Source organism: Streptomyces sp. NBC_01198 (assembly GCF_036010485.1).
Classification (GTDB): domain Bacteria; phylum Actinomycetota; class Actinomycetes; order Streptomycetales; family Streptomycetaceae; genus Actinacidiphila.
Map to the genome: position 1 here is coordinate 6596502 of NZ_CP108568.1, position 12332 is coordinate 6608833.

The 12332-nt window shown below is 70.2% G+C and carries 12 protein-coding genes; 10 read left to right on the forward strand and 2 right to left on the reverse strand.

The genetic code is table 11. The annotated features are described in order from the left end of the window. The first annotated feature begins 76 nt into the window (after window positions 1-76). Window positions 77-658, forward strand: coding sequence for a hypothetical protein (locus OG702_RS29335; RefSeq protein ID WP_327291952.1), 582 nt, complete (start codon window positions 77-79; stop codon window positions 656-658). Window positions 659-673: 15 nt separating this feature from the next. Here the strand turns inward: OG702_RS29335 and OG702_RS29340 are convergent, their stop codons facing one another. Next, complete coding sequence (locus OG702_RS29340; RefSeq protein ID WP_327291953.1) at window positions 674-964, reverse strand: ferredoxin; 291 nt, start codon at window positions 962-964, stop codon at window positions 674-676. Window positions 965-1205: 241 nt separating this feature from the next. Here OG702_RS29340 and arc point away from each other — a divergent pair, with 241 nt between their 5' ends. The 5 genes from arc to prcA all read left to right on the forward strand — a co-directional run bounded on the left by arc (window position 1206) and on the right by prcA (window position 6683). Then, window positions 1206-2972, forward strand: coding sequence for a proteasome ATPase (gene arc, locus OG702_RS29345; protein ID WP_327291954.1), 1767 nt, complete (start codon window positions 1206-1208; stop codon window positions 2970-2972). Window positions 2973-3065: 93 nt separating this feature from the next. After that, on the forward strand, window positions 3066-4577 hold the full coding sequence (dop, locus tag OG702_RS29350) for a depupylase/deamidase Dop (protein ID WP_327291955.1): 1512 nt from the start codon (window positions 3066-3068) through the stop codon (window positions 4575-4577). Between the two features lie 122 nt (window positions 4578-4699). Then, window positions 4700-4918: a ubiquitin-like protein Pup gene (locus tag OG702_RS29355; RefSeq protein ID WP_327291956.1), complete on the forward strand. Its 219-nt coding sequence runs from the start codon at window positions 4700-4702 to the stop codon at window positions 4916-4918. Window positions 4919-5025: 107 nt separating this feature from the next. Then, on the forward strand, window positions 5026-5871 hold the full coding sequence (gene prcB, locus OG702_RS29360) for a proteasome subunit beta (RefSeq protein ID WP_327291957.1): 846 nt from the start codon (window positions 5026-5028) through the stop codon (window positions 5869-5871). A 65-nt stretch (window positions 5872-5936) separates the two neighbouring features. Further along, window positions 5937-6683, forward strand: a complete 747-nt coding sequence (gene prcA / locus OG702_RS29365; RefSeq protein WP_327291958.1) for a proteasome subunit alpha — start codon at window positions 5937-5939, stop codon at window positions 6681-6683. A 237-nt stretch (window positions 6684-6920) separates the two neighbouring features. On the opposite strand, the gene OG702_RS29370 is transcribed toward prcA, so the two are convergent. After that, window positions 6921-7973, reverse strand: a complete 1053-nt coding sequence (locus OG702_RS29370; RefSeq protein ID WP_327291959.1) for a LacI family DNA-binding transcriptional regulator — start codon at window positions 7971-7973, stop codon at window positions 6921-6923. A gap of 117 nt (window positions 7974-8090) precedes the next feature. On the opposite strand from OG702_RS29370, the gene OG702_RS29375 reads away from it, so the two are divergent. From OG702_RS29375 to OG702_RS29390, 4 genes are all read left to right on the forward strand, one after another. After that, window positions 8091-9338 carry an MFS transporter gene (locus OG702_RS29375; protein WP_327291960.1) on the forward strand — a complete coding sequence of 416 codons (1248 nt, stop codon included), beginning with the start codon at window positions 8091-8093 and terminating at the stop codon, window positions 9336-9338. A 9-nt stretch (window positions 9339-9347) separates the two neighbouring features. Further along, on the forward strand, window positions 9348-10709 hold the full coding sequence (gene pafA, locus OG702_RS29380; RefSeq protein WP_327291961.1) for a Pup--protein ligase: 1362 nt from the start codon (window positions 9348-9350) through the stop codon (window positions 10707-10709). 160 nt (window positions 10710-10869) lie between these two features. Continuing rightward, the gene (locus OG702_RS29385; RefSeq protein WP_327291962.1) at window positions 10870-11898 is read left to right on the forward strand and encodes an FKBP-type peptidyl-prolyl cis-trans isomerase; all 1029 of its coding nucleotides are present in this window, start codon (window positions 10870-10872) and stop codon (window positions 11896-11898) included. 40 nt (window positions 11899-11938) lie between these two features. Continuing rightward, complete coding sequence (locus OG702_RS29390; protein WP_327291963.1) at window positions 11939-12310, forward strand: FKBP-type peptidyl-prolyl cis-trans isomerase; 372 nt, start codon at window positions 11939-11941, stop codon at window positions 12308-12310. Window positions 12311-12332 lie beyond the last annotated feature (22 nt).

Below are 12332 nucleotides of genomic sequence, written 5' to 3' on the forward strand. Positions count from 1 at the left end.
CCCCGCTGTTCCCGCCGGGTGTGACGTGTGGCACCATGCTGGCCAGCCCCGCCGACCGACCCCAGGAGACAGGCGAGTGCAGCCCTCCGCAGGCCAGCACCTTCCGCACACCCGTACCCGCGGCGTCCACTGGATCAGCACGGCCGCCGCCCTCGGCGCCGTGGTGGCCGCGATCGCCCTCGTCCAGCCCGCCGACGCCTCGCCGGGCAAGCCGGCCGCCGCCGGCAGGACCCCCGCCGCGCCGGTCGCGCCGCCCGACCCGGCAGCCGCAACCTACCCGCTGGACTGCGGCAGTGGTGTGGCCACCGACGTGGTCAGCAAGGTCTCCGGCGACCTGGACGGCGACGGCCGCCCGGAGACCGCCGTGGTGGTGCGCTGCCACAGCGACACCGGCACCCCGCCCAGCGGCGTCTACGTGCTGTCCGCGCCCAGGACCGCCGGCGGCGCCCCGCGGATCGCCGTGACCCTGGTCAAGCCCGGCGACAACCGGCAGATCAGCGACTTCCGGCTGGAGGGCCGCAGCGTCAAGGCGACGGTGCTTGGCTTCTCCTCGGACAGCGTCCCGCAGTGCTGCCCAGACATGAGCCGCGGCTACTCCTGGGAGTGGCGCGACGGCCGTTACGTGGCCCTGCCCGGGCCGGCCGGCAACACGGTCTGACCCGGGGCCCGGCGCTCACTCCGCGTCGGGGCCGTAGACCTCGGTACGGTCGGCGGCCCGGCGTACGTGGATGCAGTCGCCGGGGCACTCCTTGGCCGAATCCACGACATCCCGCAGCAAAGCCACCGGTACGGGTACGGTGGCCCCAGGGGCCTGCCGCAGCTCGTCGTCCTCACCCTTGACATAGGCGAGGCCGTCGATGTCCAGCTCGAACACCTCGGGCGCGTACTGCACGCAGATCCCGTCACCGGTGCACAGGTCCTGATCGATCCAGACCTCAAGCGCTTCGGCCGTCTCGTTGCTCACGGAAACTCATCCCTGCCGTTGGTCGTTCGGGAAGCAACCGCCCTGTCCGGCTGTTGACCGAATCGACGATACAACCGGCGGCTTTCCGGGCGTGCTCGGTGGGTATCTCAGTGGCGGAGGGACGTACGCAAGGGTGAAGATCGGACACACCGCGATCGTCTTTGTGATCTAGGGGTTTCAACCCCCACCAGCCCAGGTAGGGTCTGGAAACGTCCAGCTCCCCTTGGAGGAGGTGAGGACCGTGGCGGCCCACGACGACGACATCAACCGTGGCGGCCGACCCGCTCGTGGTTCGGAAGACCCCATGAGCCAGGTCGCCTTTCTTGAGCAGGAGATCGCCGTCCTGCGACGCAAGCTCGCCGACTCTCCGCGTCACACGAGGATTCTCGAAGAGCGGATCGTCGAGCTGCAGACCAATCTGTCCGGCGTGTCCGCGCAGAACGAACGGCTGGCGAGCACCCTTCGCGAGGCCCGCGACCAGATCGTGGCCCTCAAGGAGGAGGTCGACCGGCTCGCGCAGCCACCGGCGGGCTTCGGCGTTTTCCTGCAGTCCAACGACGACGGGACGGCGGACATCTTCACCGGCGGGCGCAAGCTCCGGGTGAACGTCAGCCCGTCGGTCGACCTCGACGAGCTCAGGCGCGGACAGGAGCTGATGCTCAACGAAGCGCTGAACGTGGTCGAGGCGATGGAGTTCGAGCGGGTCGGCGACATCGTCACCCTCAAGGAGATCCTGGAGGACGGCGAGCGCGCCCTGGTGATCGGGCACACCGACGAGGAGCGGGTGGTACGGCTCGCCGAACCGCTGCTCGACGGCACCCTGCGCACCGGCGACGCCCTGCTGCTCGAACCCCGCTCCGGATACGTCTACGAACGGGTGCCCAAGAGCGAGGTCGAGGAACTCGTCCTCGAAGAGGTCCCCGATATCGACTACCGCCAGATCGGCGGCCTCGGCAACCAGATCGAGCAGATCCGCGACGCGGTGGAGCTGCCCTACCTGCACGCCGATCTCTTCAAGGAGTACGAACTGCGCCCGCCCAAGGGCGTCCTGCTCTACGGTCCGCCGGGATGCGGCAAGACGCTCATCGCCAAGGCGGTCGCCAACTCGCTGGCCAAGAAGGTGGCCGAGGTCACCGGGCAGCCCCAGGGCAAGAGCTACTTCCTGAACATCAAGGGCCCCGAGCTGCTGAACAAGTACGTCGGCGAGACCGAGCGGCAGATCCGCCTGGTCTTCCAGCGTGCCCGGGAGAAGGCGAGCGAGGGCACCCCGGTCATCGTCTTCTTCGACGAGATGGAATCGCTCTTCCGCACCCGCGGCAGCGGCGTCAGCTCGGACGTGGAGAACACCATCGTCCCGCAGCTGCTCGCCGAGATCGACGGTGTGGAAGGCCTGGAGAACGTCATCGTGATCGGCGCCTCCAACCGCGAGGACATGATCGACCCGGCGATCCTGCGCCCGGGCCGGCTGGACGTGAAGATCAAGATCGAGCGTCCCGACGCCGAGGCGGCCAAGGACATCTTCTCGAAGTACCTGGTCGACACGCTCCCGCTGCACGGCGAGGACCTGGCCGAGCACGGCGGGTCGAAGGCGGCCACCGTGGACGCCATGATCCAGTCCGTGGTGGAGCGGATGTACTCCGAGACCGAGGAGAACCGCTTCCTGGAGGTCACCTACGCCAACGGTGACAAGGAAGTCCTGTACTTCAAGGACTTCAACTCCGGCGCGATGATCCAGAACATCGTGGACCGGGCCAAGAAGATGGCGATCAAGGCCTTCCTGGACCAGGACCAGCGCGGCATGCGCGTCGCCCACCTGCTCGCCGCCTGCGTGGACGAGTTCAAGGAGAACGAGGACCTGCCGAATACCACCAACCCCGACGACTGGGCCCGAATCTCCGGAAAGAAGGGCGAGCGGATCGTGTTCATCCGCACCCTGGTGACCGGAAAGCAGGGCGCCGACACGGGTCGGTCCATCGACACCGTGGCGAATACCGGACAGTATCTGTAAGCACTACCCTCCGGCTGCGGGTCCCGACAGCGGGTACCCGCAGCCGGTGTGTTTTCCGGCCCGCACGGGCCGGAGCCGGGCAAGGAGGGCCGCATGACCGTACGGCGAGTAATGGGCATCGAGACGGAGTACGGGATCTCCGTCCCCGGTCACCCGAACGCCAATGCCATGCTCACCTCGTCCCAGATCGTCAACGCGTACGCCGCGGCGATGCACCGGGCGCGCCGCGCCCGCTGGGACTTCGAGGAGGAGAACCCGCTGCGGGACGCCCGCGGCTTCGATCTCGCACGGGACGCGGCGGACTCCACCCAGCTCACCGACGAGGACATCGGCCTGGCCAACGTGATCCTCACCAACGGTGCCCGGCTCTACGTGGACCACGCCCATCCGGAGTATTCGTCGCCGGAGATCACCAATCCGCGGGACGCGGTGCTGTGGGACAAGGCCGGCGAGCGCATCATGGCCGAGGCCGCGATGCGGGCCGCCCAGCTGCCGGGCGCCCAGCCGATCCACCTGTACAAGAACAACACCGACAACAAGGGCGCCTCCTACGGCACCCACGAGAACTACCTGATGAAGCGCGAGACGCCGTTCTCCGACATCGTCAGGCACCTCACCCCCTTCTTCGTCTCCCGGCAGGTGGTGACCGGCGCGGGCCGGGTCGGCATCGGCCAGGACGGCCACGAGCACGGCTTCCAGCTCAGCCAGCGCGCGGACTACTTCGAGGTCGAGGTCGGACTTGAGACCACGCTCAAGCGGCCCATCATCAACACCCGCGACGAACCGCACTCCGACGCCGAGAAATACCGCCGGCTGCACGTGATCATCGGCGACGCCAACCTCTCGGAGATCTCCACCTACCTCAAGCTCGGCACCACCGCGCTGGTGCTGTCGATGATCGAGGACGGCTTCATCAAGGTGGACCTGGCCGTGGACCAGCCGGTCCGCACCCTGCACGACGTCTCCCACGACCCCGGCCTGCACCAGTTGATCACGCTGCGTAACGGCCGGACACTCACCGCTGTCCAGCTCCAGATGGAGTACTACGAGCTGGCCCGCAAATACACCGAGGAGCGCTACGGCTCGGACGCGGACCCGCAGACCACGGACGTACTGGCCCGCTGGGAGGACGTGCTCAACCGGCTGGAGAGCGACCCGATGACCCTGTCGGCCGAACTGGACTGGGTCGCCAAACTTCAGGTCCTCGAAGGCTACCGGCGCCGCGACAACCTGGGCTGGGACGCCGCCCGGCTGCAGCTGGTCGACCTGCAGTACGCCGACGTACGCCCCGACAAGGGCCTCTACAACCGCCTGGTGGCCCGTGGCCGCATCCAGCGCCTGCTGGACGAGGAGGAGGCCCTCAGGGCCGTCACCAAGCCCCCGGAGGACACCAGGGCGTACTTCCGCGGCCGCTGCCTGGAGCAGTACGCCGACGACGTGGCCGCCGCCTCCTGGGACTCGGTCATCTTCGACCTTCCCGGCCGTGACTCACTGCAACGGGTGCCTACCCTCGAACCGCTGCGCGGCACCCGCAACCACGTCAAGGAGCTGCTGGACCGCTGCCGTACGGCCGAAGATCTGGTTCGCATCCTCTCCGGCGGCTGAAACGGGCCAGAACCGGGAATCAACGGGGTAGCACTCGGACGTTGACGTATTCGAGAGCCGGGGACGGGCCCTCCTTGTAGGGTCTGATCTTGTAGGACACGCAACCGAGCGGGGTGAGGGACATGGCAACCAAGGACACCGACGGCGGACAGCAGAAGGCAACGCGTTCCACGGACGAGGCCGAGGAGGTCCAGCAGGACGCCCAGGCCGCCGACGACCTCAAGGAACGCCACGAGAAGCTCTCGGACGACGTGGACTCCGTCCTCGACGAGATCGACGACGTCCTGGAGGAGAACGCCGAGGACTTCGTCAGGTCCTTCGTCCAAAAGGGCGGGCAGTAGCCGCTCTCACCCCGCCCCGCGGCCGGTATCCGGACCGCGGGGCGGATGGATTTCCGGACCGGCGGGTAGGGTCCGTAACGACCTCAAGATCGTGTGGAAGGAATCGCGTGGAAGCCACATCTCGCAGCAACGGGCGTCTGCCGGCCGCCTTCCTGACGCCCGGCTCCTCGTCGTTCCTCGACTTCCTCGGTGAGCACTCGCCCGGGCTGCTGCCCGGCGGCCGCACGCTGCCGGCGGTCAAGGGCGCCGTCGAGCTGCCGCACGGCACCACGATCGTGTCCGCGACCTTCGACGGCGGCGTCATCCTGGCCGGTGACCGGCGCGCCACGATGGGCAACATCATCGCCTCGCGCGACATGGACAAGGTCTTCCCCGCCGACGAGTATTCAGCCGTCGGCATCGCGGGGACCGCGGGCCTGGCCGTCGAGATGGTCAAGCTCTTCCAGCTGGAGCTTGAGCACTACGAGAAGATCGAAGGCGCCACCCTGTCGCTGGAGGGCAAGGCCAACCGGCTGTCCACGATGATCAGGGGCAACCTCAGCATGGCCCTGCAGGGCCTGGCCGTGGTGCCGATCTTCGCCGGCTACGACACCGACCGCGAGAAGGGCCGGATCTTCTCCTACGACGTCACCGGCGGCCGCAGCGAGGAGACCGGCTTCGCGGCCACGGGCTCCGGCTCGGTCTACGCCCGCGGCACCCTCAAGAAGCTCTACCGCAAGGACCTGACCGAACGCCAGCTGGCCACCGCGGTGATCCAGGCACTCTACGACGCCGCCGACGAGGACTCCGCCACCGGCGGCCCCGACCTCGCCCGGCGGGTCTTCCCGCTCATCACCGTGATGACCGAGGAGGGCTTCCGCCGGCTGCCCGAGGCCGAGGTCGCCGAGCTCGCCCGCGAGGTCATCGACGCGCGGATGGAGCGCCCCGACGGCCCCCAGGCCCCGGTGCTGTGACCCCCGGTCAGCCGACCTCCCTCCGCACTCTCCCAGCGCCGACTGCAGAAAGGCACGGTTAGCCGGTGTCCACGCCCTTTTATGTCTCACCCCAGCAGGCCATGGCGGACCGCGCCGAATACGCCCGCAAAGGCATCGCGCGTGGCCGCAGCGTCGTCGTGCTGCAGTACACCGACGGAATCGTCTTCGTCGCGGAGAACCCGTCCCGCGCGCTGCACAAGGTCAGCGAGATCTACGACCGGATCGCCTTCGCGGCGGTCGGCAAGTACAACGAGTTCGAGAACCTGCGGATCGGCGGGGTGCGATACGCCGACCTGCGCGGATACACCTACGACCGGGACGATGTGACGGCCCGTGGGCTCGCCAACGTCTACGCCCAGACGCTGGGCACGATCTTCTCCAGCGTCGGCGAGAAGCCGTACGAGGTGGAGCTGATCGTCGCGGAGGTGGGCTCCGCGCCCGAGGACGACCAGATCTACCGGCTGCCGCACGACGGGTCCATCGTCGACGAGCACGGGGCGGTCGCCGTCGGCGGCAACTCCGACCAGATCGGCTCCTACCTCGACCAGCGGCACCGCGACGGCATGACCCTGGCGGAAGCGCTGGCGCTGGCGGTGGAGTCCCTCAGCCGCGACACCAACGGCAGCGACCGCCAGCTGACGGCCGAGCAGCTGGAGGTCGCGGTGCTGGACCGCACGAGGCCGCAGCAGCGGAAGTTCAAGCGCATCCTCGGGCGTCAGCTCACCCGCCTCCTGGAGGCGGAGAGCGCCGCGACGACCACGACGGACGACCCCTCCGACGAGGAGGACTGACCCCGGGGGTGCCCCCGCCCTGCCTGGCGCGCCCCACCCTGGGACCTTCCCCCGGCGGGGGGCTCGTCGCGCAGTTCCCCGCGCCCCTGAAAAACGCTCACCCTCTCCGCAGAGGGCACCCCCTGGCAGGGGCCAACGCTGGGCAGCGGAGGAAACGCGCCCGAAGGGGGGCGGGGAACGGCGCGACCAGCCAAGACGGCGGGAAAGCGGCAACGCCGCAGCAAGTGGCACCCCACCTCACCCGGAAGCCGACGCAGTCGATGCTCGGGGGACCAGGGTCAGGGGGAGTTCGACGGGTGGTGCTGGGCGGCCCGCGAGGAGGGCCAGCAGGGCCGTCATGCCGTGCTCGCCGATGGACTCGGCGGGCAGCCGGACCGTCGTGAGCTCAGGATCGAGCGCCGTCGCCAGCGAAAGGTCGTCGAAGCCCGTCACGGACACGTCCTCCGGCACCCGAAGGCCCAGCGCCCGAGCGCCCTTGCAGGCGCCGGCCGCCAGGATGTCGTCGTCGCACAGCAGCGCCGTCGGCCGGGGCCCGGGCGCGCTCAGGGCGCGCACCGCCGCGTCCCTGGCCGCGGAGACGTTCAGCGCGGCCGTCTGCCGCGCCGGGGCCCGCAGCCCCGCCGCGGCCAGCTCCGCCGTGACGGCCTCCGTGCGGACCCGGAAGGTCCAGGTGTCCACGTCCGCCGCGATGTGCGCGACACGCCGGTGGCCGAGGCCCAGCAGGTGCCGGGTGACCTGGCGCAGGCCGTCCGCGACGGCCAGGTTGACCGTGGGCGGGCCGCTGGCGGCGCCGGGATCGCTGTCCAGCATCACCAGCGGCAGCCCGCCGTCGCCGATGCCGGCCAGCGCGTCGGCGGCCATCGACGAGGCGATGACCCCGTCGATCGCGGTCCGGGCGGAGCCGAAGGGGTCGCGGGCCGGGCCGGTACCGGCCGGCGAGGGGTAGAGCACCACCCCGAAGCCGTGCTCGTCGGCCACCTTGGCGGCGCCGGCGTAGACCCGGGCGAAGTATTCGTGGGTGAGGGCGGGGACGACGAGCAGCGCGGTCCTGGTGGCGCCGAGCCGCAGGCTGCGCGCGGCCAGGTTGGGGCGGTAGCCCAGGTCGCCGGCCGCGGCCCGTACCGTCTGCGCGGTCCGCTCCGAGACCCGGCCGCGCCACTTGTCGCCGAGCACCAGCGAGACCGTCGCCTGCGACACGCCGGCCGCGTGCGCGACGTCCCGGGAGGTGGGCCGCGTAACGGGCGCGCTCCGGCGCGTGGCGGGCGGCCGGCCCGCGTCGGCGTCGTGCACCCCTGCCGCCTTTCTGCGCCGTTCCCCGGTGCCGCGCGGGTGGACCGCGCGGCTGGCGCCATGGTACGTATGGTTCCGGACGTTATACGTAACACTAGCGCGGGTCGAAAGGACGGCATGGCCACCGGTTACGCGGATCTGCTGCGCACGCCGCACGCCGCCCGGCTGCTGGGCGGCACGCTGCTCGGGCGGCTGCCCAACGCCATGGCGGCGCTCGCCCTCGTGCTCTTCCTGCGCTCGCAGGGCGCCGGCTACGGCCTCGCGGGGGCGCTGTCCGCGGTCTACGGCTGCTCCGTCGCCGTGGGGCAGCCGCTGCTCGGCCGGGCGGTGGACCGGCGCGGCCAGCCGCGGGTGATGGCGGGCGCCGCCCTGCTGTCCGCGGCCGGCTTCGCCCTGCTCGCCGCCACCGGTCCCGAGCCGCTGCCGCTGGCGACCGCGGCGGTCGTGCTCGCCGGGGTGGCCACCCCGCCGCTGGAGGGCGGCCTGCGGGCGCTGTGGCCCGACGTGCTGGGCCGCGAGGACCGGGTGCAGCGGGCGTACGCGCTGGACGCCGCCGCCCAGGAGGTGCTGTTCACCGTCGGCCCGCTGCTGGTGACGCTGCTCGTCGCGGCCGCCTCCGAGGCCGCCGCCGTGGTCGTCACCGGCCTGCTCGGGGTGGCCGGCACCCTGGTGGTGGTCACCGCTGCCCCCTCGCGCCGCTGGCGTGCCGCGCCCCGCGAGGCGCACTGGCTCGGCGCGCTGCGCTCGGTGGGCCTGGCGGTGCTGCTCGGCGCCTTCTTCTTCCTCGGCATCGCGCTGGGCGCGCTCTCGCTGGCCGCGGTGGCGTACGGCGACGCGCACGGCGGCGGCCCGGTCGCCGCGTACGTGCTGGCCGCCAACGGGGTGGGCGCGCTGGCCGGCGGGGTGACCTACGGCGCCAGGGGCTGGCCGGGGGAGCCGGAGCGGCGGCTGCGGGTGCTGAGCGTGGCGCTCGCGCTGTGCTACCCGCCGCTGATGCTGGTCCCCGGCGTCCCCTGGATGCTGCTGCTCGCCGCCCTGTCCGGGCTCTTCCTGGCCCCCGCCCTGGCCTGCGGCTTCCTGGTGGTCGACCGGCACGCCCCGGCCGGCACGGTGACCGAGGCCTTCTCCTGGGTGGTGACCGCCGTCGGCGTCGGCGCCGCGCTCGGCACCGCCGCCGCCGGAGTGGCCGCGCAGCACGGCGGCGCGGCCGCCGGATTCGGCGTCGTGGGCGGCGGCGCGGTCGTCGCCACGGCCGTACTCCTCTCGACCGGCCGATTCCTGACGGCGCCAAACCTCGAAACCCGGCAGGAAAAAGATCCAAACCGTGCCGCCGAACCCCGTTTCAGCGCCACGCATCAGGCGTAATGTTCAGACATGGACCGCCGCATTTTCGGGCTGGAGAACGAGTACGGCGTCACATGCACGTTCAGGGGACAGCGGCGTCTGTCCCCTGACGAGGTGGCGCGGTACCTCTTCCGCCGTGTCGTGTCATGGGGCCGGAGCAGCAATGTTTTCCTCCGCAATGGCGCCCGCCTCTATCTCGACGTGGGCTCGCACCCGGAGTACGCCACTCCGGAGTGCGACAACGTCACCGAACTGGTCACGCACGACAAGGCAGGTGAGCGCATCCTCGAAGGCCTTCTGGTCGACGCGGAACGCCGGCTGCACGAAGAGGGCATCGCCGGAGATGTGTACCTGTTCAAGAACAACACCGACTCGGCCGGCAACTCCTACGGATGCCACGAGAATTACCTGGTGGCCAGGCACGGGGAATTCTCCCGCCTGGCGGACATCCTCATTCCCTTCCTGGTCACCCGGCAGCTGCTCTGCGGCGCGGGCAAGGTGCTGCAGACCCCGCGCGGTGCCGTCTTCTGCGTGAGCCAGCGCGCCGAGCACATCTGGGAAGGTGTCAGCTCGGCCACCACCCGCTCGCGGCCGATCATCAACACCAGGGACGAGCCGCACGCCGACGCCGAGCGCTACCGCAGGCTGCACGTCATCGTCGGCGACTCCAACATGTCCGAGACCACGATGCTGCTCAAGGTCGGCGCCACCGACCTGGTGCTGCGGATGATCGAGGCCGGCGTGGTGATGCGCGACCTGACCCTGGAGAACCCGATCAGGGCCATCCGCGAGGTCAGCCACGACATCACCGGGCGCCGCAAGGTCCGGCTGGCCTCCGGCCGTGAGGCGTCCGCGCTGGACATCCAGCAGGAGTACTACTCCAAGGCCGTCGAGTTCTGCGAGCGCCGCGGCATCCGCAGCGGCGTCATCGAGCAGGTGCTCGAACTGTGGGGCCGCACCCTGGACTCGATCGGCAGCGGTGACCTGTCCAGGATCGGCACCGAGATCGACTGGGTCATGAAGTACCAGCTCATCGAGCGCTACCGGAACCGCGACAACATCACCATGTCGCACCCCCGGGTCGCGCAGATAGACCTCGCCTACCACGACATCCACCGCCGCCGTGGGTTGTACTACCTGCTGGAGCGCAAGGGCCAGGCGGCCAGGATCTGCAACGACCTCAAGATCTTCGAGGCCAAGTCCGTGCCCCCGCAGACGACCAGGGCCCGGCTGCGCGGCGACTTCATCCGCCGTGCCCAGGAGCAGCGCCGCGACTTCACCGTCGACTGGGTGCATCTCAAGCTCAACGACCAGGCGCAGCGGACCGTGCTGTGCAAGGACCCCTTCCGGTCGGTGGACGACCGGGTGGAGAAGCTGATCGCCGGGATGTAGCCGGCACCGGCTCCGCGGCGGCCCGGCCGTCCGGGCCCGGACGCCACAGCGCGCCCACAGGCCCCGTACGCAACTCGTACGGGGCCTGTGGCACGCCGTAGGGTGTGGGGCGGTATCAAGACACCTCCGACCCCGACACCTACCCGAACCGAGGGAATCCGTGCGCCGACGCTCCGCACTGCTCGCCGTGCCCGCGCTCATGCTCACCGCCGCCGGCTGCGGCAAGGACACCAAGAAGAGCGATTCAGCGGCCTCCAATTCGCCCACGGCCTCGGGCTCGCCGAGCACGTCGGCGAGTGCCACACCCAGCGCGACGCCCAGTGCGACCCCCAGCACCAAGATCGTGAGCGGCCCGGTGCCGGCGGTCACCAAGGGCACCGCCTTCAACGCCAAGCCGACTGTGGCCAAGGGCACCGGCACCCCGTCCACCGACCTCGCCGTCAAGTCGCTGATCCCCGGCAAGGGCGCCCCCGTGGCCTCGGGTGACATCGTTCAGGTGAACTATCTGGGTCAGGTGTGGAGCACCGCCAAGGTGTTCGACACCAACTTCGGCAAGGCCCCCTACGCCTTCCAGACCGGCACCCAGGCGGTCATCCCCGGCTTCGAGCAGGGCGTGATCGGCGCCAAGCCGCACAGCCGCGTCATCATGACCATCCCGCCGGCCCTCGGGTACGGGAGCTCCGGCAACTCCCAGGCGGGCATCAAGGGCACCGACACGCTGGTCTTCGTCATCGACGTGCTCAACGTCTACACCGGCAAGGACTCCGCCAAGGGCACGGTCGTGCCGCAGACGGACACCAAGCTGCCGAAGGTCGGCACCAACACCGACGGCAAGGCGCCGTCCCTCACCGTGCCCAAGACCAAGGCGCCGACCAAGCTGGTCTCCAACTACGTGCTGGAGGGCGACGGCAAGAAGGTCAAGGCCAGCGACACGCTGGTGGTGCAGTACAAGGGCGTGCTGTGGGACACCGGCAAGGAGTTCGACTCCAGCTACTCGCGCAACCAGGTCACCCAGTTCCCGCTGGCCAGCGTCATCCCCGGCTGGACGCAGGGCCTGACCGGCAAGAAGGTCGGCAGCCGGGTGATGCTGGTGACCCCGCCCGCCCTGGCCTACAAGGACCAGGCCAACGGCCCGGTGCCGGCCAACGCGACGCTGGTGTTCTCCGTGGACATCATCGCGGTTCTGTAAGACTGTCCCGGTTGCCCGCAACCGCACAAGGAGCATCGAAGTGAGCATCGACAAGCCCGAGATCGACTTCCCGGGCGGCGAGCCGCCGGCCGACCTCGAGATCAAGGACATCTGGGAGGGCGACGGGCCGGTCGCCAAGGCGGGGGACACCGTCTCCGTCCACTACGTGGGTGTCTCGTTCTCCTCCGGCGAGGAGTTCGACGCGAGCTGGAACCGCGGCGCGCCGCTGAAGTTCGAGCTGGGCGCCGGCCAGGTCATCGCCGGCTGGGACCAGGGCGTCGAGGGCATGAAGGTCGGCGGCCGCCGCCAGCTGACCATCCCGCCCCGCCTCGCCTACGGCGACCGCGGCGCCGGCGGCGCCATCAAGCCGGGCGAGACACTGATTTTCGTCTGCGACCTGGTCGCGGTCTGAGGCAGTGGTCCCCCCGGACACC

Bases quoted from the DNA above. Each gene is read 5' to 3' on its own strand.
- dop (WP_327291955.1), top strand. From the start codon at position 3,066: ATGACCGTACGGCGAGTAATGGGCATCGAGACGGAGTACGGGATCTCC.
- OG702_RS29375 (WP_327291960.1), top strand. From the start codon at position 8,091: ATGGCCACCGGTTACGCGGATCTGCTGCGCACGCCGCACGCCGCCCGG.
- OG702_RS29355 (WP_327291956.1), top strand. From the start codon at position 4,700: ATGGCAACCAAGGACACCGACGGCGGACAGCAGAAGGCAACGCGTTCC.
- pafA (WP_327291961.1), top strand. From the start codon at position 9,348: ATGGACCGCCGCATTTTCGGGCTGGAGAACGAGTACGGCGTCACATGC.